The sequence below is a fragment of the Corynebacterium segmentosum genome (assembly GCF_900637825.1).
GTDB lineage: Bacteria > Actinomycetota > Actinomycetes > Mycobacteriales > Mycobacteriaceae > Corynebacterium > Corynebacterium accolens.
This window is the reverse complement of sequence record NZ_LR134408.1, coordinates 2,317,832-2,341,708: the sequence shown is the minus strand read 5'-3', so window position 1 is coordinate 2,341,708 and position 23,877 is coordinate 2,317,832. Positions and strand designations below refer to the sequence as shown.

The 23,877-nt window shown below is 60.6% G+C and carries 20 protein-coding genes; 9 read left to right on the top strand and 11 right to left on the bottom strand.

Annotated features, from left to right (window positions below; genetic code table 11):
• Positions 1 to 13 precede the first annotated feature (13 nt).
• Genes trpD through EL217_RS11015 form a run of 3 tightly spaced genes read right to left on the bottom strand, consistent with a single transcriptional unit; the run spans position 14 to position 3,203 of the window.
• Positions 14 to 1,033 carry an anthranilate phosphoribosyltransferase gene (gene trpD, locus EL217_RS11025; RefSeq protein WP_126319985.1) on the bottom strand — a complete coding sequence of 340 codons (1,020 nt, stop codon included), beginning with the start codon at positions 1,031 to 1,033 and terminating at the stop codon, positions 14 to 16.
• The gene (locus tag EL217_RS11020) at positions 1,033 to 1,680 is read right to left on the bottom strand and encodes an anthranilate synthase component II (RefSeq protein ID WP_126319984.1); all 648 of its coding nucleotides are present in this window, start codon (positions 1,678 to 1,680) and stop codon (positions 1,033 to 1,035) included. The genes trpD and EL217_RS11020 overlap by 1 nt, the downstream gene beginning before the upstream one ends.
• Positions 1,677 to 3,203, bottom strand: a complete 1,527-nt coding sequence (locus EL217_RS11015; protein WP_126319983.1) for an anthranilate synthase component 1 — start codon at positions 3,201 to 3,203, stop codon at positions 1,677 to 1,679. Before EL217_RS11015 ends, EL217_RS11020 begins: the two co-directional genes overlap by 4 nt.
• 361 nt (positions 3,204 to 3,564) lie before the next feature.
• Between EL217_RS11015 and EL217_RS11010 the strand changes: the two genes are divergently transcribed.
• Together EL217_RS11010 and EL217_RS11005 are read left to right on the top strand one after the other, a co-directional pair.
• The gene (locus tag EL217_RS11010; RefSeq protein WP_126319982.1) at positions 3,565 to 5,040 is read left to right on the top strand and encodes an NAD-dependent succinate-semialdehyde dehydrogenase; all 1,476 of its coding nucleotides are present in this window, start codon (positions 3,565 to 3,567) and stop codon (positions 5,038 to 5,040) included.
• Between the two features lie 214 nt (positions 5,041 to 5,254).
• Positions 5,255 to 6,439, top strand: coding sequence for an MFS transporter (locus EL217_RS11005; RefSeq protein ID WP_232018416.1), 1,185 nt, complete (start codon positions 5,255 to 5,257; stop codon positions 6,437 to 6,439).
• 26 nt (positions 6,440 to 6,465) lie between these two features.
• On the opposite strand, the gene EL217_RS11000 is transcribed toward EL217_RS11005, so the two are convergent.
• The 3 genes from EL217_RS11000 to EL217_RS10990 all read right to left on the bottom strand — a co-directional run bounded on the left by EL217_RS11000 (position 6,466) and on the right by EL217_RS10990 (position 11,384).
• A complete protein-coding gene (locus EL217_RS11000; protein ID WP_126319981.1) occupies positions 6,466 to 7,098 on the bottom strand; it encodes an MOSC domain-containing protein in 633 nt (210 codons plus the stop codon).
• 1 nt (position 7,099) lies between these two features.
• Positions 7,100 to 9,685, bottom strand: a complete 2,586-nt coding sequence (locus EL217_RS10995) for a hypothetical protein (RefSeq protein ID WP_126319980.1) — start codon at positions 9,683 to 9,685, stop codon at positions 7,100 to 7,102.
• Between the two features lie 115 nt (positions 9,686 to 9,800).
• Positions 9,801 to 11,384 carry an alkaline phosphatase gene (locus tag EL217_RS10990; RefSeq protein WP_232018312.1) on the bottom strand — a complete coding sequence of 528 codons (1,584 nt, stop codon included), beginning with the start codon at positions 11,382 to 11,384 and terminating at the stop codon, positions 9,801 to 9,803.
• Between the two features lie 297 nt (positions 11,385 to 11,681).
• Between EL217_RS10990 and leuS the strand changes: the two genes are divergently transcribed.
• From leuS to EL217_RS10965, 5 genes are all read left to right on the top strand, one after another.
• Positions 11,682 to 14,528: a leucine--tRNA ligase gene (leuS, locus tag EL217_RS10985; RefSeq protein ID WP_126319978.1), complete on the top strand. Its 2,847-nt coding sequence runs from the start codon at positions 11,682 to 11,684 to the stop codon at positions 14,526 to 14,528.
• A 3-nt stretch (positions 14,529 to 14,531) separates the two neighbouring features.
• Complete coding sequence (locus EL217_RS10980) at positions 14,532 to 15,266, top strand: metal-dependent transcriptional regulator (RefSeq protein WP_023029741.1); 735 nt, start codon at positions 14,532 to 14,534, stop codon at positions 15,264 to 15,266.
• Positions 15,267 to 15,401: 135 nt separating this feature from the next.
• On the top strand, positions 15,402 to 15,875 hold the full coding sequence (nrdI, locus tag EL217_RS10975; protein WP_023016373.1) for a class Ib ribonucleoside-diphosphate reductase assembly flavoprotein NrdI: 474 nt from the start codon (positions 15,402 to 15,404) through the stop codon (positions 15,873 to 15,875).
• A 39-nt stretch (positions 15,876 to 15,914) separates the two neighbouring features.
• Positions 15,915 to 16,928, top strand: coding sequence for a class 1b ribonucleoside-diphosphate reductase subunit beta (gene nrdF / locus EL217_RS10970; RefSeq protein WP_023016372.1), 1,014 nt, complete (start codon positions 15,915 to 15,917; stop codon positions 16,926 to 16,928).
• A gap of 33 nt (positions 16,929 to 16,961) precedes the next feature.
• Positions 16,962 to 17,528 carry an NADPH-dependent FMN reductase gene (locus tag EL217_RS10965; protein ID WP_005280424.1) on the top strand — a complete coding sequence of 189 codons (567 nt, stop codon included), beginning with the start codon at positions 16,962 to 16,964 and terminating at the stop codon, positions 17,526 to 17,528.
• Positions 17,529 to 17,556: 28 nt separating this feature from the next.
• Here EL217_RS10965 and EL217_RS10960 read toward each other — a convergent pair whose 3' ends face one another.
• Positions 17,557 to 18,195, bottom strand: a complete 639-nt coding sequence (locus tag EL217_RS10960) for a hypothetical protein (RefSeq protein WP_232018310.1) — start codon at positions 18,193 to 18,195, stop codon at positions 17,557 to 17,559.
• Positions 18,196 to 18,509: 314 nt separating this feature from the next.
• Between EL217_RS10960 and EL217_RS10955 the strand changes: the two genes are divergently transcribed.
• Entirely contained in the window at positions 18,510 to 18,956 is a 447-nt protein-coding gene (locus EL217_RS10955; RefSeq protein ID WP_126319976.1) for a MarR family winged helix-turn-helix transcriptional regulator, read from the top strand.
• An 83-nt stretch (positions 18,957 to 19,039) separates the two neighbouring features.
• Here EL217_RS10955 and EL217_RS10950 read toward each other — a convergent pair whose 3' ends face one another.
• From EL217_RS10950 to EL217_RS10935, 4 genes are read right to left on the bottom strand one after another with little or no spacing between them, the layout of a single operon-like run.
• Positions 19,040 to 20,014, bottom strand: a complete 975-nt coding sequence (locus tag EL217_RS10950; RefSeq protein WP_126319975.1) for an MDR family oxidoreductase — start codon at positions 20,012 to 20,014, stop codon at positions 19,040 to 19,042.
• A gap of 35 nt (positions 20,015 to 20,049) precedes the next feature.
• Entirely contained in the window at positions 20,050 to 21,033 is a 984-nt protein-coding gene (locus EL217_RS10945; protein WP_126319974.1) for an NAD(P)-binding domain-containing protein, read from the bottom strand.
• Positions 21,033 to 21,650 carry a response regulator gene (locus tag EL217_RS10940; protein WP_126319973.1) on the bottom strand — a complete coding sequence of 206 codons (618 nt, stop codon included), beginning with the start codon at positions 21,648 to 21,650 and terminating at the stop codon, positions 21,033 to 21,035. Before EL217_RS10940 ends, EL217_RS10945 begins: the two co-directional genes overlap by 1 nt.
• Positions 21,643 to 22,740, bottom strand: coding sequence for a sensor histidine kinase (locus tag EL217_RS10935; protein ID WP_126320066.1), 1,098 nt, complete (start codon positions 22,738 to 22,740; stop codon positions 21,643 to 21,645). Before EL217_RS10935 ends, EL217_RS10940 begins: the two co-directional genes overlap by 8 nt.
• A gap of 153 nt (positions 22,741 to 22,893) precedes the next feature.
• On the opposite strand from EL217_RS10935, the gene EL217_RS10930 reads away from it, so the two are divergent.
• Positions 22,894 to 23,877: an ABC transporter permease gene (locus EL217_RS10930; protein ID WP_126319972.1), complete on the top strand. Its 984-nt coding sequence runs from the start codon at positions 22,894 to 22,896 to the stop codon at positions 23,875 to 23,877.

Genomic DNA, 23,877 nt, shown 5'->3' with positions numbered 1-23,877 from the left:
TCGTGTGGCCTTCTCAGTATTCCGCTTGCTCGTGGATGCGCAGCCATCGGTCCACGTCCCCGCTATCGATGAGCTCCTTGGCGTGGGCGACGCCCTCTGCAATCGAGGCCGTGGTGCCAGCCAGATAAAACATCGCTCCAGCCGATGCCGCGACCGCATCATAGTGCGCCGGCTTGCCCGAACCATTGAAGATGGCGCGCACGTGCTCGGCATTATCCTGCCCGTCCCCACCGGCGAGCTCACTGAGCTCATGCTTGGCGATGCCCAACTCTTCCGGCGTCAGCTCATAGTGCGAAATCTCGCCATCTTTCAGCTCCCAAACCTGCGTGGTGCCGTGGGTAGCGATCTCATCGGTACCGGCGCCGTGGACGACGAGCGCCCGCGTGCGCCCCAGCTCCCGGAAGACCTCCGCGATCATGGGGCCCTGGGAGGGATTGGCGATGCCCATGATCTGTAGCTCGGGGCGGCCCGGGGAGAGCAAGGGGCCCAAGGTATTGAAGATGGTGGAGACCCCGAGCGCCTTGCGCACCGGTTGTACGTGGGCCACAGCCGGGTTGTAGGCCGGAGCGAAGAGGAAGGTGAAATTGGAGGCCTCGAATTGCCGGACGGCGCGGTCCACGTCGAGGTCCAGTGGAATATTTAGTGCTTCGAGCACATCGGCGGAACCGGACTTGGAGGAAACGGACCGGTTGCCGTGCTTAACCATCCTTACTCCCCCAGCGGCGGCAACCAAGGAGGCCGCCGTAGTGATATTGATGGTATTCGCGCCATCGCCACCGGTCCCCGCGGAGTCCATGAGGCCCTCACCAGTAATGGGAAATGGGTGGCCCACTTTCAGGAATGCCTTGGCGGCACCCGTGATATCCGCGAGGGTTTCGCCGCGGGTGCGGATATGGGTCAGCAGCGCGGAGATCTGAATATCGTCATAATCGCCCACGGCGACCGGGGTAAAGACCTCGGTGGCCTCCTCCACGGTGGGCGCGGGATTATCCAAGAAGGCTTGCAGTGTTTTCAGCGGGTTTTGGTTCGTCATTAGTGTTTTAGCTCCATAGTGGGATGAGTGGATAGTCGGTGGATGCAGCGGTCCAGCATGTCTGGGCCGCGAGGCGAGAGGATCGACTCGGGGTGGAATTGCATGCCCAGCGCCATGCCATCGTCTGTCTCGGCGGCCATGGCGATGGTCCCGATCTCTGCCTGCGTCTCCGCGAGCACCCGCATGCCGGTTGGCACCTGGGTGCACCCCAAGGAGTGGTACCGGGCCACTGGGACCTGGGTGCCGGGGACGCCGGGTTGTGCTGGATCGGCATCGGTGGCTAGCCCGGCGAAGACTGGGTGGGCGGCGCCGGCATCGGTAAGCGTCATGGGCATGGACTTGCCGTGCACCGGACCGCACGGTCCTACCCCGCCATCGTGGTATTCCAGCAGCGCCTGGAAGCCCAAGCAGACGCCGAGGATGGGAATGGTGCCCAAAGTGGCATCGATAAGCTCCATCATGCAGCCAGCGTCGCGCGGGTGGCCGGGGCCCGGGGAAAGGACAATAATATCGGGCTCGGCCGCCAGCACCTCCGCGACGGAGACACTATTGCGGTAGACGGTGGTGCGGTAACCGGCGAGGGCGTCGACGAGGTTATAGACAAAGGAATCGTGGTTATCGAGCAGAACCACGTGCGGTGAATTCATCGCTGTACCTCCAGGGTGGCGTTGTGCGCGAGGGCAATGGCGTGGAGAACGGCATAGGCCTTGTGCAGGGTTTCATCGGCTTCGGATTGGGGGACGGAATCGTGCACCACCCCGGCGCCTGCCTGGACGGCGGCCGTTCCGCGGTGCACGAAGGCGGAGCGAATGACAATGCAGGTATCCATGGCGCCGTCGCCGCGCAGGTACCCCACCGCGCCGCCGTAGGAGCCACGGCGTTTGTGTTCTGCCTGGCGGATGAGCTCGCTGGCGCGCAGCTTGGGCGCGCCGGTCAACGTACCCATGTTCATGCAGGCGCGGTAGGCATCGAGGGCATCGAAGTCCTCGTGCAACGTGGCGGTCACGCGGGAGACCAGGTGCATGACCCGGGAATAGCGATCCACTTGGAGCAGGTCCGCCACCCGCCGGGTGCCGGGCTCTGCCACGCGGGCGAGGTCATTGCGCGCGAGATCCACCAGCATGGTGTGCTCGGCTAGCTCCTTGGTATCCGTGCGCATTTCTAGCTCATTGCGGATATCCAACTCATCGTTGATCGTGCCATCCGGGTTGAGCCCGCGGGGCCTAGTTCCGGCAATGGGATAGAGCTCCACCTGCCGCGTCGCGGGGTCAAACTTCAGATTGGATTCCGGTGATGCACCGAAAAGCTCGTAATCTTCTCCCCGCAGATAGAACATATACGGCGAAGGATTGGTCTCCCGGAGCTGGCGGTAGGCCGCGAAGGCATCGGGGCAGTCCACCGTGAAGGTGCGGGCGGGGACGACTTGGTAAATATCGCCGGAGTCAATATTGCCCTTGAGCCGCGTTACCTGCTTGCAAAACGCGGCATCGTCAATATCCGCGGTCGCCGTCAGGGTCCCCGCGGTTTGGCCTGGCGCCGGATTCTCTATTGCGGTGATGGGCGTGGCGGCAAGCGCGTCGAGCTTGTCTTCCAAGCGGGCTTGGTCGATATCCCAGCCCTCTACGCGCGCCGTCTGCGTTAGGTGATCCACCGCGAGGACGGTCTGGGCCACGAGGAATTCATAATCGGGAAACTTATTGGGCCCCTCGCCTACCTCGGGCAGGTTTTCAAAGGTGGCCAAATAGTCATAGGCAAAGCCCCCCGCGACGAAGGGCAACAGGGGCGAGGAATAGGAATCATCGCGTTGCAGCGCGCGGAGGATATCGGCCGTCGATTCATCCAGCAGTCGCTGCCGTTCATCGGACTCGCTGGAGGGTGAGAACTCAAAGACAATCTCCGTGGTTTCACGTGAAACAATCCGGTCTGTGAAGCGCGATTGCAGCATGGTGATGAGCTGCTCCCCCGCCGGGCTGAATGCGAGTACGCGAACCCGCTGGCCGGTACAGGTCACTTTGGCCGCGGCATCGAGCACGGCGAGGCACGTGAGGTTCTTCTTGGTTTCAATATCCGCGCTTTCCAATAATAAGGAATCGCTCGGTTGCGCCAAGCTATGAAATAGCGCGGAGGCATCCCGGCAATAGGCAATATCGCGGGTGGCGGTGTATGTCATTGCAGTGCCCTTTCGGGAGTAACTGAGGTACAGAGTGCGAGGGACCCGGAGTATCCGCGAGCAGAAGGCACTGAAAACGCCGAAAGGCCCGCAGAAAGCGAGCCTAAAAATGGGGTGCGAAGAAAGGCCCGCGAGTTACGCGCGCCACCACCAACGAGTAGTCATTTTCTTCATGCGCACTAGCCTAGCCTAAATTTCTATAGGGCGGAAGAAACAAATGAAAAATATTCAAACCGGTTCTTATGTGTCTTTTATGTGTCGCCCGAAAGCGACCTAAGGAGCTCGACTCTGAACCACGTCGATCCAAGCCGAAATCGGAGTAGTGTGGTGTAAGTCTATATTTTCAAGAAAGGTGATGGTTATGAGCATCAATATCGAAGAGGTAATTGCAAAGGTTCCTACCCAATTGCTCATCGGTGGTGAGTGGCGCGACTCCGCCTCCGGGGAGACCTTCGACGTAGAAAACCCGGCCACGGGTGAGAAGCTCGCGACGCTTGCTTCCGCGAACTCAGAGGATGCCACTGCCGCCCTGGATGCCGCCTGCGCCGTACAGGATGAGTGGGCCCGCACCACGCCACGCGAGCGCGCAGAGATCTTGCGCCGGGCCTTCGAGCTCGTGCAGGAGCGCGCGGACGACTTCGCCGCGCTGATGACCCTTGAGATGGGCAAGCCCTTTGCGGAGTCCAAGGGCGAGGTCACCTACGGCGGGGAGTTCCTCCGTTGGTTTAGCGAGGAAGCGGTGCGCGATTACGGCCGCACCGCAACCGTTCCCGAAGGTACGTTGCGGATGATCACCCGCCGCAAGCCGGTGGGCCCTTGCCTGTTGATTACCCCGTGGAACTTCCCGCTCGCGATGGCCACACGCAAGGTGGCCCCCGCGGTGGCAGCGGGCTGCACGATGGTGCTCAAGCCGGCGAAGCTTACTCCCCTCACCGCGCAGTACTTCGCGCAGACCATGCTCGATGCGGGTCTGCCCAAGGGCGTGCTCAACGTCGTATCCGGCAAGTCCGCTTCCGCTATTTCGGAGCCGCTGCTTGCCGATGCCCGCCTGCGCAAGCTTTCCTTCACCGGTTCCACCCCAGTGGGCAGGACCCTGCTGAAGGGCGCGGCCGATAACGTTTTGCGCACCTCCATGGAGCTCGGCGGAAACGCGCCGTTCATCGTCTTCGAAGATGCGGACATTGATCAGGCGGTTAAGGGCGCGATGGGCGCTAAGATGCGCAATATCGGTGAGGCCTGCACGGCGGCCAACCGCTTCTTGGTCCACGAATCCGTGGCTGAAGAGTTCTCCGAAAAGCTCGTCGCGGAGTTTAAGAAGCTCAAGCTGGGCAACGGCATGGATGAGGGCGTGACCTGTGGCCCGCTCATCGAGCCTAAGGCCCTCGATAGCGTCTCCGGCCTCGTGGACGATGCCGCCGAGAAGGGCGCCACCATCCTTACCGGCGGCAAGCGCGCCGGTGGCGACGGCTACTTCTACGAGCCGACCGTCATTAGCAATGTTTCACGTGAAACACGCGTTTCTCAGGAAGAGATCTTCGGTCCTGTTGCCCCGATTATCACCTTCAGCACCGAGGAAGAGGCGCTCGAGATCGCCAACGACACCGAGTACGGCTTGGCGTCCTATGTCTTTACCGAAGATTCCGATCGCCTCTGGCGCGTGGCCGATGGCTTGGAGTTCGGCCTGATGGGCTTCAACGCCGGCGTTATTTCGAACGCCGCCGCCCCATTCGGTGGCGTCAAGCAGTCGGGTTTGGGCCGCGAGGGCGGCGCGGAAGGCATTGCGGAATACACCACCGTGCAGTACTTGGGCATCCGCGACCCTTATGCGAATGCCTAATACCGCCCAGCAATCACAGTTTAGAACGCTCTTATAACCGCGTTTGATTAAACAATTAAGTGCCCGCGGCGTATACTCACTCCCCGCATAATTGTGATTGCTTTCCTTCTCCCCGCACGCGGCCCTTCTGGGGCCGTGCGCGGTTGGGAGGATTTTTATTTTTTATTTGGAGTGAGTTTTGTCAATAACGAATTCAGCGGCAGCTCAGCCGCCATTGATTACACCCACGTTCCTTTTGGCGTGGGTGGCTAATTTTGGCCAGTTTCTTGTCTTTTACCTAACTGTGACGACCATGGCCCTCTATGCCGTCGAGAGCTTCGGGGCATCCGATACCGTCAGTGGTTTTGCCTCTAGCGCCTTCGTTTTGGGCGCGACATTCATGCGCATCGTCTCCGGCTGGTTGGTGGACCGCGTGGGGCAAAAGCGCGCCGCCCTGACCTCGCTGGCCTTGGTCAGCATCGTGACGGTGGGCTATTTCGTGGCGCATAACGTGGCCGTCCTGATCCTGGTGCGCCTGCTTCACGGCGCGGGCTATGCGCTAACCTCTACGGCGCTGATGGCCGTCGCCCAGTCCGTTATCCCCCAGCAGCGCCGCGCGGAAGGCACCGGCTACTTCGCCCTCGGCACGACGCTGGCTACCGCCTTCGGCCCCGCGGTGGGCTTGTTCTTGGCCAATAATATTGGCTATAACACCCTCTTCGCGGTCGCCCTAGGCTCCAATATCGTCTCCCTCGTGCTGGCGCTCGTGCTGCGCTACCCGGCGGAGCTCGATGAGGAAAAGCCGGCCTTCAAGTTGCGCAACGCGGTGCACCCCAACGTGTTGCCGATCGGCTTTTTCATGCTCCTGGTGGGCATCGCCTACTCCGGCGTGGTCACCTATCTCAATGCCTATGCGCGCGAAGAGGATCTGGCCACTGGTGCCGGCCTCTTTTTCATCGGCTACGCCGTAGTCATGCTCATCATGCGCTTCTTCTTGGGCCGAATCCAGGACCACAAGGGCGATAACTCGGTCATGTACCTGGGCCTGGTGTCCTTCGCCATCGCCCTTATCATCATGGGCTTTCCCAGCAATGACGTCATGCTCGTGGTTGCGGGTGCGTTTACGGGCATGGGCTACGGTACGCTAAGCCCCGCCTGCCAGGCCATCTCTGTGCGCTCTGTATCGGCCGCCCAGATAGGCGCGGGTATTTCCACGATGTTCCTCTTGATGGACTTCGGAATTGGCCTCGCCCCCTTCGGGCTTGGCCCCATCGTGAGCGCCACCGGCTTCGATACGATGTACCTCATCCTCGCCGGCCTCATCGTCGTCGCGGCGGTGTACTACTACATGGTGCACGGGCGCTACCCCAAGGCGAAGGCGCCCGTCGTCAGCGCCGCAGAGGGCACGCAGCCGGCCTAAAGCCGCAAAGATTTTTGGCTCCGGGTTTATACCCGGAGCTTTTTTGCGTGCTGGGGCGGCAAGCACTTGGCATCGACCACGCGCCGGGCCAGCGCCCGGTCCCCCATTTTGGCCGCAAACGCCATGCGCATGGTGATATCGTGCGCGGGAGCGGGGCCACAGGTTATGGCATCCCCCGCAGAAATGCGGCCGGGCGTGATGACGCGGAAGTAGACGCCGCAATCGCCGCGCGCGGTCCACCGCTTGAGCCAGCCCTTCTCCTGCACCCAGCCGGAAAAGGTAGCGCACGGCTGGCGGGGTATGGAGACCTCGAGAGTGGTCGTGCCGATGTGGAGGCGTTGATTGATAAGCAGCGCGGACAGGTCAATACCGCGCGTGGTGAGGTTCTCCCCAAAAGACCCCGAAGCCAGCGTGCGGCCCAGCGAATCCTCCCAATAATCCAGTTCCTCGCGGGCATAGGCATAAACGGCCTTGTCACTTCCACCGTGGTGATCGCTATCGCCGATAGAATCACCGCGCACGCCAGAACCATCGCCGTAATTGGGGCCGGGAGCGGAGATATCGATGAAGTCTTGGGGGCGCTTGTCGATGCCCGAAAACTCGTGCCTCCCGCTCGGATCCGGCCTGCGTACGGCGACGTTGGTGGAAATAACCTGCATATCAGTCACTGTAGTCGCGGGTAAGTGCCTCCGCAGTGAGAATATCCCGGTAAAACAGCTCCGGGGCCAGCGAAACCGCCTCCGCGAGCTGCGGGAGGGCGTTATCTAGCGCGGAGGCCACGGCTGGATCGGTGAGCTTCCCATTGGCCACCCCGCGCGCGGTAATGGCAAAAACATAGGAAATAAACGGCATCCAGGCAGAGCCGCCAAGATCCGTGTTTCCATCCCCAAAGGCATCGAGGGCGAGCAGGGTGTGCAATACCGACTTATCTACGCCCAATTGCTGCAGGGTTACCCGCAATTGCAGCGCGGTAGAGCGCAGGTTGGACATGGTTCCCAGGCGGGTCAGCGCCAAGTCGTTATTGAAGCACTCGCGCAGCGCGGCGATGCGGTGGGCGTCATCGCACAGCTGCGCGCTATCCGTTGCAGGCGTTGGGGCCTCGCCGGTGGCGCTCATGAGCAGCATGGGGCGGGTGACATCGTCTACGCCCGTGGTGGCCGTACGCCACAGCGAGGGGGAGCCGGAGTGTTCGACGTGGGCCTGGTTGGCATCGGCAAGCGCGGCGAGCACCGAAGAGGGTTCCGCTGCCTCTTCCCCATCGCCGTTAAAGGAACGGGTAATCAGGCCCGTGCGCACCAACGCACGCATGCGCTGGCCGCGCTCGAAGTCCACCTGCATGAGCGCATCGAGGCTGGCGCGCGGATCGGCCTCGATGTCCTTGATAACGCCCTCGAAGGTCTCCTTGGCCTTGGGGGCGAGGCGGCGCAGGGCGGCATAGGTCTCCCACGTGCCGGCGGTATTCTCGCTCTCGCCATCGTGGAAGATGATGAGCGAGCTCGCCGGCGGGTACTGCGGGGCGGCGAGATCGCTGGCCGGTTCATCCTCGCGGAAGTCCACGATGAGATCGCCCGCCTCGTGTAATTCCTCCGGCAGCTCGAAGCCCTCCTCCACCGGCTCCACGGGCAGCGGCTCGCTGGCGGGGTTGCCAAGCGGCCACGTCCACGCCAAGAGTTCCACCTCTTCTTCGTGGGTTTGCTCGGGTATCAAGATGCCATCTTCGATGGTGGCGCGGGCGACCAGCGGCGCCTTGCGCACCGTGGCGATGGCGGCATAGATCAGATCGCTTGCCGCGGTTGCCTCGTATTCCATCACGCGGCGGTCCATGCTGCGCTTTAGATGCGCCGCTCGCTCCTTATCCGGCAGGCCCTCCAGGTACTCCGCGTAGGACAGCGTGGACCACAGGAGGTAGAGCTCCAGCGAGGACTTCTTTGTCAGCGCTGCCTTGAGGGCGCGATTCGGCACGGAGAGAGTATTGGTCGCCTCCGTCGAGCCATTGGCGGTGACGAGATCCCGGATCTTCTGGTTCTTATCAATGACCACGAATTTCGCCAGCGGCAGCGGCTCCGGCGAGTGCACCGTAAAGAGCGCATCCGCATCCAGCTGATCCGCCAGGATGACCTGCTTATCCATATAATCCACGGGCTCGGCCGCGGTGCGCTTCACGCGCGTGCGGATGGTCGCCGGGATGACCTCAAAGGTCAGCTCGTAGCCGGCTTCGCTGCTGATGGTCTCCTCGCGCACCGATTCGTCTTCGCCAAATACGCGTTGGCCCTTTTCCATGTGAATGGGCTTATTGGGGGACGAGGCCAAGGCATAGCTAAACGGTGACAGGTTCCCCAGCGCATCGATGAAGCGGAAGTTGGTGCCGCGGGGCCCCTCGTTCTTGGAGCGCATGTGGAGGGTTTCGGCAAAGTTGAGATAGTGGACATCGACAAGCTCTTCGCCCTTAAACAGGCTAAAGCGATACCGGCCCACCCAGGGGTCCTCGAAGACGTCGCCGGGTAGAACCTCATGGATTCCCTCCGGCAGCTCATCTTCTAAGATTTCCTCCTCTTCCCCACCGATGGGGACATAGGTCAGCTGCAGGTGCAGTGGGGTATTGACCAAGAGGCGTGGGGATTTCGTGTACACCAGCTCGCCGTCCAACCCGCGCGCGTTGGGCAGGGACTTGACCGCCATATCCCAGGAAAAATCCGCGCCCTCCGCAACGGTGATGGTGGCCTTGTCCTGGCGCGGCACAGCGATGGAGAAGGAATCTTGTGCCGCTACCTCAAAGATGGACCAGCCTTCCCACGCGCCATGCGGGCGCGGCTGGCTATCCGGGGCGGGAGTTAGCTGCGTGCCGGTCGGTGCGATGAAGGTGTACGCGCCCTGCGGGATGGGCTGCGTGCTATCGACGGGCCGGTGCGCGGAATCGAGCAGCAGGCCACCATTGGCAATACCCGCAAACTCCAGCGTCTGCTCCGCAAACGTTACGGCAAGGTGGGTAAAGGGCTGCGGCATGGAAACCCACAAGCCAGGTTCTTCACCGGCGACGTAATAAAACTTGCGGGTGACCTCCGTGCCATCCAATAGCTGCGTGGTCACGGTCCATTGCGGGTCTTCTGGTTCATAGGCCGCGCTTACGGCTGGCAGGTAAAGCTCTAAAGTATCGGTATCCGGCGCGAGGCGAAGATGCGGGACCCCCTGAAAAACCGCCGCGTCTAGAAAAGATGATAGCTGGCTACGAAACTTCTCCTGGCTCATTTACACCAGCCTAGATCATTTTTGAAAAGATGTGGATTCTGCAGGCAGAGGGCAAAAAGAAGGCTTTCACCACCAAGAGTGATGAAAGCCTTTGCGCGCAATTGATCGCCCAGGATTAGTGGAAGAAGTTCCGCCACGCATTCGGGTTGATGGTGATGATGCCCAGCTTTTGCGCCAAGAAGGCAATGGCCCCGATGGCCAGCGAGGCGATACCGGCACCGGCGATGCCGGCGAAGAGCCCGCTCTTGGAGGAACCGTCACCGCCATTGTCATTGTTGCCAGGCTGATCGGATGCAGAATCGTCTGCTTGGTCGTTGCCGCCCTGGTCATCGTGCTTTACCCACCATTCATTCAAGGTGAGCTTGGCCAAGGTGGTGTTATCGATGTAGTCACCGCGCACGGGGTCGGTGTGGGTGGCCTTCGCGCGAAGGGCCTCGGAGCCAGCGCCCTTGAAGAAGAATGGGACCACCTGATTGGTGTGCTGCGTGGAGTACCACTGGTGGCCAGTGGGCAGGGTATTGCCACCGCCACCGTTCATGGAGTTGAACTTGCCCTCAGAGCGCTCATTGGCGCCGGAGAGGTATCCCGTTTCGTGGTCAGCGGTAACGACCAGCAGGGTCTCGTCCCAGGAGGAGTTTTCTTCTACCCAGTCGATGGCGGCATCGACGGACTTATTGAAGTCCTGTACCTCTTCGATATCGCGGGCGGATTCGTTGCCGTGGCCGCTCCAGTCGATGGCACCGCCTTCGATCATGACGTGGAAGCCCTCGTCATTTTGGCCCAGCGCGTTGAGGGCGCCGGTGGTCATGGTGGGAAGATCCACGACATCGTTAAACGGAATGTCATAAGGCACTGTGGACTCGCCGGAGCGCCCCTGCTGCAAGGTAGAGGCTACAGGCGCCAGGCCGAAGTACTTCTCCCCCGCCGCGACATCGCCTTGGGCCAAGGCCTCAAATTGCTCCTTGGTTTCGGCGTAGTTCCAGTCGGACTCGCCGGAAGACAGCTTGTTGTAGACCTCTTCAGATAGGTACTTGTACTTGGCCTCATCCTTCTTCTTATTGTCATCGTCGTAGAACGGGTGGCCGGCACCCATGATGACATCGAGATCGGAGTTGAACATCTCATCCGCAATCTCCAGGTAGTTATTGCGGGAAATGTTGTGCGCCGCCCAGGAAGCCGGGGTGGCGTGGCTAAACGGCACGGAGGAGACCACACCGGCGGACTTTCCGGACTTCTTGGCGCGCTCGGAGGTGTTTTCCTGCTCGTGGCCGTAATCGTTCACGCCCAGCTTGCCGTTATCGGTCTTCACGCCGGTGGACATGGCGGTGCCGGCGGCAGAGGAATCGGTGTATCCCTTATCCACGTACTCATGGCTAGCCCACGCCTTTTGTGGGTCATAGGAAGAGTTATTTGGGTAAGTGGTCATGGACAGGCGGTTGAAGTCTTCGAAGCGCTGCACGGATTCGCCGTCGAGTTCTTCTGGACCTTCGGCGCTAAATGCGCCGTCGACCAGGTACTTGGATTGGCCGGTTTCGTAGAGGTTATTGAATGCCACGTGGCCGTAGCCCATGCCATCACCAATCATGTAGATGATGTTCTTTGGGCCCTGGGATTCGGCGGCGGTGGCTGGGGCAATTGCGCCAGCGGTAGCCACGGTTGCGGCTACGGCAGCGGCGCCAATGCGGAGAGAGGTGCGCATGAATTGTCCTTTGTGGAAGTGAGAGACGAAGAGATGCCGGCCTTGCGAGCAAGAGAGAAATGACCCAGACATGGCTGGGTGCAAAGCCTTGAATTGAAGATAAAGGCGTGATTTAACCACGAAAGGAACTGTGCGTTAATAGCTCCTAAACACTGCCGGAACATCTCGTGGCGGGCCTTAGTCCTTGCCCCAGGCCCCCGCCGTCACCGCCGGAGTGCCAGTCCGGTGCCAGATTAGTGGAGCAAAACCCACCTCTGCCTACCCCGCGCCGGGCTGGGGCTATTACACTGTGTGTTTATGACTAAACCGAGCGATTCCACGTCGTACCGCTACACCCCTGAGCTGGCGAACCAGATCGAAAAGACTTGGCAGCAGTATTGGAAGGACCATGAGACCTTTAACGCGCCGAACCCGGTCGGTTCGCTAGCCACGGGTGCGGGCGAGCTGCCCAAGGAAAAGCTCAACGTGCAGGACATGTTCCCCTACCCTTCCGGTGCGGGCCTGCACGTGGGGCACCCGTTTGGTTATATCGCCACTGATACTTACGCCCGCTATAACCGCATGCTGGGCAAGAACGTGCTGCACACCATGGGCTACGATGCCTTCGGCTTGCCGGCCGAACAATACGCCATCCAGACCGGTACGCACCCGCGGACCACCACGATGGCCAATATCGACAACATGCGCCGCCAGCTGGGCATGCTGGGCTTGGGCCACGATCCGCGCCGCTCGGTGGAATCCACGGATCCAGAATTCTTTAAGTGGACCCAGTGGATCTTCTTGCAGATTTATAATTCCTGGTTCGATGAAGAGCAGCAAAAGGCCCGCCCCATTGCTGAGCTCATCAAGGAATTGGAGGCCAATAAGCGCACCACCAAGGACGGGCGCTACTACGAGGACTTGTCCGCGCAGGAGAAGGCCCAGGCCGTCGATGAGTTCCGCCTGGTGTACCTGTCCAACTCCACGGTGAACTGGTGCCCGGGCTTGGGTACCGTCTTGGCCAACGAGGAGGTCACCGCGGAAGGCAAGTCTGAGCGCGGCAACTTCCCGGTATTCCGCAAAAATCTGTCCCAGTGGATGATGCGCATTACCGCGTATTCGGATCGCCTGCTCGATGATCTGGAGCTGCTGGACTGGCCGGAGAAGGTCAAGTCCATGCAGCGCAACTGGATCGGTCGCTCCCGCGGTGCGGAGGTAACCTTCCCTGCGGAAGGCTACGGCATCGACGTGTTTACCACGCGCCCAGATACGCTCTTTGGTGCGGAATATGTGGTCTTGGCACCGGAGCATGAGCTTGTCGATGCCCTCTTGTCCCCTATCCCCTACGACGATGACGTGGACGAGCGCTGGACCTACGGCAATGATGACCCAAAGGAAGCCGTCGAGTCCTACCGCGCGGATATCGCGGCGAAGTCGGACCTGGAGCGCCAGGAAAATAAGGAAAAGACCGGCGTATTCTTGGGAACCTATGCCACCAATCCGGTCTCTGGCAAGCGCATCCCTATCTTCATCGCGGACTACGTGCTGACCGGGTACGGTACTGGTGCCATCATGGCGGTGCCCGCGCACGATACGCGTGACTATGAGTTTGCCCAGGCCTTTGGCCTGCCGATTACGGAGGTCGTCTCCGGCGGCAATATCGAGGAAGAAGCCTGGACCGAAGATGGCGCATTGCTAAACTCCGCCAACGACAAGGGCCTGGATCTCAATGGCCTGGATAAGGCGGAGGCCATTGCCCAGACCATCGAATGGTTGGAAGAGGACGGCTCCGGCCGCGGCAAGATTCAGTACAAGCTGCGCGACTGGCTTTTTGCTCGCCAGCGCTATTGGGGCGAGCCCTTCCCCATCGTCTATGACAAGGATGGCATGGCCCACCCACTGCCAGAGTCGATGCTGCCGGTTGAGCTGCCCGAGGTGGAAGACTACAAACCGGCCTCCTTCGATCCAGAAGATAAGGATTCGGAGCCACAGCCACCGCTGGCCAAGGTCCGCGACTGGGTAGAGGTAGAACTGGACTTGGGCGATGGCCCGCAGACCTACTACCGCGATACCAACGTTATGCCCCAGTGGGCAGGTTCTTCCTGGTACCAGCTGCGCTATATCGATCCCCGCAATAGTGAGGCCTTCTGCGATATCGAAAACGAGCGCTACTGGACCGGCCCGCACCCAGATGAGCATGGTGCGAACGACCCAGGCGGCGTGGATCTGTACGTCGGCGGCGTCGAGCACGCCGTGCTGCACCTGCTCTACGCCCGCTTCTGGCACAAGGTGCTCTTTGACCTGGGCTTTGTCAGCTCGCAGGAGCCGTACCGCCGCCTGTACAACCAAGGCTATATTCAGGCCTACGCCTATACCGATTCTCGCGGCGTGTACGTCCCTGCCGCAGAGGTAGAGGAAAAGGACGGCAAGTTCTACTACAACGGCGAAGAGGTCAACCAGGAGTACGGCAAGATGGGCAAGTCCCTGAAAAACGCCGTGGCCCCGGATGATATTTGCCGCGACTTCGGCGCCGATACCCTGCGCGTGTACGAGATGTCCATGGGCCCGCTGGATACCTCCCGCCCGTGGGCGACCAAGGACGTTGTCGGTTCGCAGCGCTTCCTGCAGCGCCTGTGGCGCCTGGCCATCAATGAGGACACTGGCGAAGTCGCTACTACCGATGCCGAGCTCACCCAGGATGACCTGAAGCAGTTGCACCGCACCATTGCGGGCGTACGCGATGATTACGAGAACCTGCGCCTGAACACGGTGGTGGCCAAGCTCATCGAGTACGTCAACTACCTGACCAAGACCTACCGCACCGAGGCACCGCGCGCGGCGGTGGAGCCCATCGCCCAGCTGGTCTCCCCCATCGCCCCGCATATTGCGGAGGAACTGTGGCAGCGCTTTGGCCACGATGAGACCATCACCTACGAGCCACTTCCCTCCTTTGAGGAGAAATACCTGGTAGATGATGAGATCCAGGTGCCAGTCCAGATCAACGGCAAGGTTAAATCCCGCATCAACGTCGCGGCCGATGCTGACCAAGACACCGTATTCGAGGCCGCTTTTGCCGATGCCAAGGTGGCTGACCTCACCTCCGGCAAGAACGTGGTGAAGAAGATCTACGTTCCCGGCCGGATGGTGAACCTGGTGGTTAAGTAACCAATGAGCGTGGACGTCTCGGGCCTCTCGCCGTCCAATCAGGACTATCTCAAGGCCCTGTTTAAGCTGGGCGAATGGCACGACGAGCCCGTGACGGTAAAGATGCTCGCCCAGCACATAGGCGTACGGCTCTCCAGCGCGTCGGATGCGGTGCGGCGGCTGGAGAAAAAGGGTCTCGTCACCCATACGCCGTATGGTGCCATCGGGCTGAGCACCGAGGGGCGTGCCTTTGCCCTCGCCATGGTGCGGCGGCACCGCCTTATTGAAACTTTCCTGGTGGAATCCCTGCACTACCGCTGGGACCAGGTCCACGCGGAGGCTGAACAATTGGAGCACTGCGTCTCCGATTTCTTTCTGGAGCGCATAGACGCTGAACTGGGGTTCCCGCGCCGCGATCCGCATGGAGACCCCATCCCCAGCGCCGCGGGTGACTACCCCGCAGACTACGCCGCGCCCCCCGCGTCCGAGCCAGGAGATCTGCGCAAACTCAGCGATTTAGAGCCCGGCGAGGGCGGTGTAGTCGACCGCATCAGTGATGCGGATGCCGATCTGCTGCGCTTTTTCAGCGAGAATAACCTGACCATCGGCGCTGCCGTGAGCGTGCGCGAAAGCCAGCCCTATTCCGGCGGGATGGCCGTGCGCGTAGAGGGTAACCAAAACGAGAATGCCCAGAATGAACATTCCGCGGCGTTTTCTTTGAGCTCCCATGCAGCCCGCGCCGTGTGGGTGCGCATGTAACTTTCCTGCCCCTCCTCTTTTGGAAGGTGGGTTATTTGCGCATGTCAACGGTGGTTAGTTGCGGCGTAGTTAAAAGTACGTTAGATCTGTAGTTGAAGCAGAAAGTGCGCTTCGGCGCAGCCACTAAGGAGCGAGATGACTACAGCCTCGACGCCACCCTGCGGCACTAAGACCGCCGCTAATCTTGTGTATTTTTCCTCGGTCAGTGAAAATACCCACCGTTTTGTCCACAAGCTGGGCTTTCCAGCGGCACGCATTCCTTTGCGGCCGAAGCGTGAAGGAATGCTCTATGTCACCGAGCCCTTTGTGCTCATCGTCCCGACCTACGGCGGCGGCAATATCAAGGCGGCGATTCCGGTGCAGGTGCGCCAATTCCTCAACGTTCCGGAAAATCGCGCACTCCTGCGCGGCGTCATCACCTCTGGAAATACCAATTTTGGTGAGGCGTATTGCTGCGCCGGGCCACAGATAGCCCGAAAGTGCGGCGTGCCTGAGCTCTACCGTTTTGAGCTGCTCGGTACCGACCGCGATGTTGCCCGCGTACGGGAGGGGTTGCAGGACTTCTTTGCGCACCACCTCTACCCCACCGCCCACGCGTCCATTGCCTGACGGCTAGGGCCTCGAAGACAAAGAAAAGAGAAAGTACCGATGAAATATCAAGAGCTCATTGAGCGATCCCAAACCCCGCCGCATTTTCGCCACGATGCCTCCACCCCGTTGCGCCCAGTGAACTGGAATCGCATCTGGGATGATAAGGATTTAGAGGTGTGGAACCGCCTGACCTCGAATTTCTGGTTGCCGGAGAAGGTCCCGCTTTCCAATGACCGCAACGATTGGTCGCGCATGGATCCAGCCGAGCGCGATCTCACCATTCGCGTCTTTACCGGCCTGACGCTACTGGATACCGTGCAGGCCACGGTGGGTGAAATCAGCCAGATTCAAGATGCCCGGACGGAACATGAGGAGGCCGTTTATACCAATATAGCCTTCATGCAGGCCGTGCATGCGCGGAGCTATTCCTCCATCTTTTCCACCCTGGCCAGCACCGAAGAGATCGAAAAATCCTATGCGTGGGCCGTGGATAACCCAGTGCTGCAGCAGCGCGCGACCAGTGTGATGGTGCATTACTACGGCGACGACCCACTAAAGCGCAAGGTTGCCTCTACCCTCTTGTCCTCCTTGCTGCTGTACGCCGGCTTCTATCTACCACTGCATTTTAGCGTGCACGGGAAGCTGACCAATACCGCTGACATGATCAGGCTCATCCTGCGGGATAAGGCGGTCCACGGCTACTACTCCGGATACAAGTTCCAGCGGGGACTCGACCACGCCACGGACGCTCGCCGCGAAGAAATGCGCGAATTCACCTTTGACCTGGTGCGCAAGCTCTATGACCTGGAGATGCGCTATTCCGGCGAGCTCTATGAACCATACGGGCTTATGGATGATGTCGCTACATTCGTGCGCTACAACGCTAATAAAGCCCTGATGAATCTGGGCTATCCCAACCTCTTCCCGTACGAGGAATGCCAGGTCAACCCGAAGATCCTTGCGGCACTCACGCCAGGATCGGATGAAAACCATGACTTCTTTTCGGGGTCGGGGTCCTCTTATATCATCGGCAAAGCCGTAGAGACCTCCGATGCCGACTGGGATTTCTAAAACTTACAAGTCTCCACAGAAAGGACACACATCATGAAACTTCTTGTACTCGTCGGCAGCCTGCGGCGGGAAAGCATTGCGAAAAAGATCGCCAACCACGCTATGGAACTCGTCCCCGAGCACGTTGAGTGCCAGCGCTATGACCTCCGCACACTCCCACTCTATGATTTCGACTACGACGATCCTGGCGTGGAGGATAAACCCACGCCGGAAGAGTACACCGATTTCCGTAAAGCAATTAAGGAAGCGGATGCCATTTTGTTCGTCACCAGCGAGAATAACCGGACCATCCCGGCGTGCTTAAAAAATGCCATCGATATCGGATCCAAACCCAATTCCGATGTCGCCTGGAAAAATAAGCCAGCAGGCATCATCAGCCACTCCGTCGGCCGCATGGGTGGTTATTCTTCCCACAAGAACGTGCGCCTAGCCCTGTCCTACTTCGACATGCCGATGCCCGGTCAGCCCGAGGTATTCTTGGGCAATTCTCCCCAGCTCCTTGGTGAAGACGGAAAGATCGAGCCGTCCAGCACCATCGAGTTTGTGAAGGACTACCTCGAGCGCCTTGTAGCCCTGGTACCTGCGGCTCCGCAACAGTAGGAGCTACCTCCTCCTAGCGGCGAGGCGGTTAATCCCAGTACTCCGTGGCGCATAGCGCGATGCCGTGCGCCCGGATTCCCTGGCCCGCCTCAACTGGGGCATCAACGATGAGCGGGAGTCCATCGATTTCGCATACCCAGTACTCCCCTCCCCCAAATTTATTGGTCTTTTTCTCGACGTTATTCACGGTGCCAGCTAGCTCGACCTGCGGGTTGAGCAGGCTGGGCTTGTAGTTTTTATAAAATCGTTCAGTCGCTGGGGATCGCAGCGAAAACTCCGCCGGTTCCGTTAATTCATAGTCCAGCGCAACGACTGCGGGCCGCACGCGGCCGCGCAGTTTTTCGCCGCCCACGGGGTTGCCGGTGGGAAGCGTGAAGGGGGCATCGCTAAGCACTGCCCACCGGAAATCTTCCATTTCTAAGATGCCAATAAATGGCATGGCGCGATATAGCGTTGCCTCAACGTCTTCCCCGCCTCGGAACGACGGCAATACGGTCCACTCCCCCTCGTACTCCATCGCCGTGACGGCGATGCCAGAGGGATCCGCATAGTAGAGCACTTGATCAAAAGCAGGCGCATCCCACAGGGTCCGGTCTGCGGGAAGCTCCGCGATGAGTTCTTCCGTGTCCAGGAAATCGAATCCGCAGGCGCTAAAAAGTTTATCCATGCCCGCCATCATAGACAGGCGTCTGCTCAATCGGAGTTGCGGGCGGTCTGAAAATAGGCCAATTTTTACTTAACAGAAACTAAATAATGAGAAAAGCAACCGAATACTAACACCAATAAATAGGTTATAAAAAGCGAAGTACATACGGTTAAACCGGCAAAAGTATGGCGCACGCGAATTATTGGTACGGTTAATCCAAGCCGTTTTATAATGTTGGGGGTTGATGGGTCAACTGTCACAGTCAATACATGGTTGAGTAATCAACTGCGCAGGGTATAATACCATTTAAGTCAAAAGCTAAAGGGAGAGATGCCGTGCGCGCAGAGGAAAGTGCAGCGTGGGCGGACTTTGTAGCGATGCAGCGCGCGTTGCATAAGGAGTTGGCCAACGCGCTGCATGCATCCGCGAATGTGAGTGAGGCCGACTATGCGGTGCTGGCCGTTCTGCAGCGCCGCCGTGGGCAGAGCACTCGGCCGCATGAGCTGGCCGCGGAACTTGGGTGGGAGAAATCGCGGCTGCATCGACAACTCGTCCGGATGGAGCGGCGCGAGTTGGTAATAAGGAGGCACGCGGAGGAGTTGGGACCCCGAGCTATTGCAGTCACAGTGACGAAAGTAGGCGAGGAAGCATTCGCTACAGCACTGGAGAGCCATACCGCGAAGGTGGATGACAAGGTGGTCTCCGTCTTGACGGGAGAGGAATTGCAGCAGTTGGGTTTCATCTCCAGAAAAATCATGCGCAGCTTAACGGGCGATACCTAGAACCCAAGGAGTCGATCGCACAAGAAAGGCACCCCGTCACTGACGGGGTGCCTGCCTATTTGTAGGTCCTAAAGACTAAGACCTTAGGAAATCTTCAACACCGTGCGGCCGTGGTGGCTGCCGTTGATGAGCGATTGCGCTTCCTTTACCGCATCTTCCAGGGGAAGGGTATTGGTCAGGGACTCCAGGATGGACAGGTCCAGGGTGCGGGCGAGGAGCTGCCAAGCATTCTGGCGGTAGTGCAGTGGGGCATCGACGGAGTTCACGCCGGCAAGGTGCACGTTGCGCAGGATGAAGGGCATGACCGTGGCGGGCAGGTCGGGGCCGCTGGCCATACCGGTAGCGGCAACGGTGCCGCCCCACTTGGTGCGGGCCAGGACATTGGCCAGCTCCTGAGAACCGGAGGTGTCTACGGCGCCGGCGTAGATGGCCTTTTGCAGGGGCTTGCCCGGTTCGGTGAATTCGGCGCGGTCGATGACCTCGTGCGCGCCGAGCTCGTGGAGGTAGTTGGCGTAATCGTCGGGGCGGCCGGTCATGGCGTGGACCTCGTAGCCGGCATTGCGCAGAAGGTTGACGGCGATGGAGCCGACGCCGCCGGTGGCACCGGTGACGAGGACGGGGCCCTCGGGAAGCCCGCGCAGCGAGTTAACGCACAGTGCCGCGGTGTAGCCGGCGGTACCGACGGCAGCGGCCTGTTCCGCGGTGAAATCTGCTGGCAGGGCAACGGTGGCGCGAGAATTGACGCGCTGTTTCGGGGTGTAGCCGCCGTGGCGGAATTCGCCGAGGCCATCGCCGAAGGAGGCAACGAGGGTGCCCACCGGCAGGCGCTGCACGTTGGACTCGGATACGGTACCGACCACGTCGATACCGGGCACCAGCGGGTTGGTGCGGACGACGCCGGGATCGCCGGTAATCGCCATTGCGTCCTTGTAGTTCAGCGAGGAATAAGAGACGTCAACGGTCAGGTCACCCTCGCCCAGGAATTCCCCTTCCTCAAAGGAGGTGGTGACGGATTTATCTTCGTTACGGGTAACAAGTAGCGTGCTCATGCTCACCATGATACGTGAATTGTGATGCAACCATTTTTGGGCAGCTAAAGGTCGGGGGAGCAGAGCTTGGCGATGTCCCCCGCGGTCTGCTTGGCAAAGGGGCTCACCCCGGTAATGGTTGCGGATCCTGGGCCCGTCCAGGTCCCGTAGCCGACGAGGAACAGGCCCTTGACGGTGGGGGTGCGGCCATCGAGAAGCGCGCGGAAAGGCCCCAGCGCCGGGCGGAACCCGGTGCACCAAATGAGGTGGTCTGCCTCCACCTCATCGAGGCTGGAGAACATCGGGGAGGCCTTAAGAAGGCCCTCATCGCGGGCGCGTTTGACGGGAGGAACAACGACGATATCGCCCAAGTTGGTATCCGCGCCGGGATCGGGCTCGCCGCGCATCATGGCGTTGAGGCGGGCGCGGTTGCGCTGAAAGAGCACCCGGCCGTCAACGTCATCGGGCATCCACCGCGGCGGCTTCGCCGTAAACCACGTGGTGTCTACGCCGGAGAGCACGAGCTCTGCGGCTATCTGGGCCCCGGAATTGCCGGCCCCAACGACGGCGACGGACTCACCGCGGAAGGGATCGGGCCCGGGGTAGACCGCCGAGTGCCATTGCCGCCCGGCAAAGGAACCGGGGTAGTAGGGGATAAACGGCGAGGACCACGTGCCGGTAGCCGCGACCACGGTGCGCGCGGTGAGGTGCTCATCATCGGTGGTGACGTGAAAGCGCTCGCCACCGTGGGTGACCTCCTGGACCCGCACTGGCCGGCGTACGGGCAGGTCATAGCGTTGCTCGTAGCGGGTGAAGTAATCGATGACGTGGCTGGCGGGCGGGAAGCCCTCATAGTGGGGCATCGGCCAGCCGGGCAGGTTGGAGGAGGCGCTATTGCTAAATAGCGTGAGCGATGGCCACGCGTGACGCCAGGCCGCGCCGGGGGCGGGCTCGGCATCAAGGATCTGGAAATCGAGGCGCTTTTTCCGCAAGTAATAGCCCGTAGCTAAACCTGCTTGGCCGCCGCCGATAACGATACAGTCCAGCATTAAATCAGTTTCCTTTCGCGGGCCACAGTTACCGCGGCAGTGCGGGTGTCTACGCCCAGCTTTTGATAGATGTGAATGAGGTGTGTTTTCACGGTGGCCTCAGAAATAAAGAGCTGGTTGGCCAGTTCCTTATTGGACGATCCGGTCGCGAGGGCGCGCAGGATCTCCAGTTCCCGGGTGGACAGGGATTGCTCCGGCTGCCCTACGCGCTGGGCCAATAAGTTTATTACCTCTGGGGCGAGGGTGCGCTGGCGCGCGGCGGTGTTTAACACGGCTTGGTGCAGCTCTTGCTCGGGCGAGTCCTTAAGCAGATACCCCATTGCGCCGGCCTCGACCGCGGCCAAGATATCGGCTTGGGTGTCATAAGTGGTCAAGATGAGCACGGGCGGGCCACCTGCTTCGGTGACCTTCTTGGTGGCGGTGATGCCATCGACACCTGGCATTTGGATATCGCAGACGACGACGTCGACTTCGGGGGCATCATCGGTAAAGAGCTTGTCCACGTCCGCGCCGTTATCGCCTTCCATGACCACGCGGACATCGGCAAAGGTATTAAGAATCGCGCGCAGCCCGGCGCGGACGACGGGGTGGTCATCGATAAGCATGACATTAACCATGGGGCTGCTCCTTGAGGGGGATTCTAATGGCAAGGGCGGTGCCGTCGCCGGATTCGAGGCTCAGGGAGCCACCGACGCTCTCCACGCGCTGGGACAATCCTTGCAGGCCAAAGCCGCTATCGCCGCCGTGGCGCGGGGGCTCAACTACACCGTGACCATTATCCACGACGTCCAGGGTGACCGCATCCTCAAAAAGACCCAAGGTGACCACCGAGCGGGAGGCGTGCGCGTGCTTGATCACGTTATTAAGGCCCTCCTGCGCGGCGCGCACGACCACCTGCTTGATATCGCCGGGCACGCCCCCGCTGCCGGAAACGACGAGGTCAAAGGTAGTGTCCTCACCAAGGGCCTCCGTGCGCCGGCGCATTTGGGACAGGATGGAATCCAACTGAGTCTCCAGGCGCTCATCGGGACCGGCGAGCTCGCGGACGAAGCGACGGGCCTCGGCCAGGTTCTCGCCCGCGGTGTCCTCGATGACGGCGAGCTGTTCGTTCTTGGTCTCTAGGTCATCGGTATTCCGGGCGGCGCGTGAGAGTAACAGGATGGAACTCAACCCTTGGGCCACGGTGTCATGGATATCCCGGGACAGGCGTTCGCGCTCTTCCAGGCGCCCGGCCTGGTGCTCGCTGGCGGCCAGCTCGGCCTGGGTTTCTTGCAGCTGCTTGGCGATGTCCCTGTGGTGCGCCGCCTCCGCCTGCAAGCGGCGCTGGATATAAAACACGCCCGCGGCAAAGGTCGTGCCGATAAGCGGGCCGATGGCCGCGGCGATGGACCAGCCATCCGGATGCAGCCACGCCGGAATGAAGGCGGCCGCCGCCCATAGCGCCGTGATGGAGATAAGCCCTGGCCACTTGGGCAAGGCACGCAGGAAAACGAAGATAAGCGGGAACTCGAGCCACATGAAATCCTGCGCGTGGACCATGAGCCCCAACCAGAGCAGGCACAGCCCGGTGAGCCAGAGCCAGGTGGGAATCCAGCGCGCGGCCGCGTACACCGCGGCTAGGCCGATGGCCAAAAGGATGGCGCGGGCGTCCAAGCGGTCATCGATATAGGCGCGGGCCACGCCGAAAAGCAGCAGGAACGCGAACATGGCGTGCAGGCCCCAGAGCCATAATTTCTGTCCAGAAAACACAATTTCCTACAGTATCTGCCGGAGGGTGGATGAGGGATCAACCAGTTGGTTGACTGGAGGTTCAACTAGGCCGCCGATTACTTCTGACCTGCGCAAAGGGACTATAGAAGTATGTTCTTAGCTATTCGTGAAATCACCGCAGCGCGCGGCCGCTTCGGGCTCATCGGCGGCACCGTGGCGCTTATCACCCTGCTCTTGGTTATGCTCTCCGGTCTGACGGAGGGTCTGTCCAAGCAAAATACCTCGGCGCTTGAGGCCGTGGCGCAAGATCACCCCTACGTCAGTTTTTCTACCGAAGAGCCCGCCTATAACGAGTCCGAGATCCATGAAAAGGATCTTTCCGGCGATGCGATTGCCTTGGGCATCGCGCAAACCAAGCTGGAGGGCGAGGGCGCGGTAGGCGTGATGGGCCTGCCGGCCGGTACGACCATCCCCAATACCAACGCCACCATTCCGGAAGATGGCGCCGTCCTGTCTGACACGATTGAGGCCTCCGGCACCGTGAATATCGGCGGGGTAGACCTTTCCGTAGAGGGCACCGTCGCCGAAACGCAGTTCTCCCACTCGCCGGTGGTATGGGTATCTACCCAAACCTGGCAGGAGGTAAGCCACGCCCCAGGGGACGTAGTCGGTACGGTTGCCCTGCATTCCAAAGAGGTCCCCGGTTCGGTCGAGATGTCTGATTCCTTCTCCGGCCTGCCCGCTTACCAGTCCGAGCGCGGTTCGCTGCTGACCATGCAGGGCTTCCTCTACGGCATCTCCGCGCTGGTCACCGTGGCCTTCCTGACGGTATGGACCCTGCAGCGCACCCGCGATCTCTCCATCCTGCGCGCCCTGGGCGCCACGGTGCGCTACCTGCTGCGCGATGCCCTGGCCCAGGCCGCGCTGATTTTGGCGGCCGGCACCATCCTCGGCGCGTTCGTCGGCTGGCTGCTTGGCCTGCTGGCCTCCGGCACCGTCCCCTTCGACGTATCCGTGCGCACCATCATCATTCCCGCGGTCGGCATCTGGATCCTGGGTATGGCCGGTGCCCTGGTCTCTACCCGCCGCGTAGCCAAAGCCAACCCCCTCGATGCATTGGGAGGAAATGCCTAA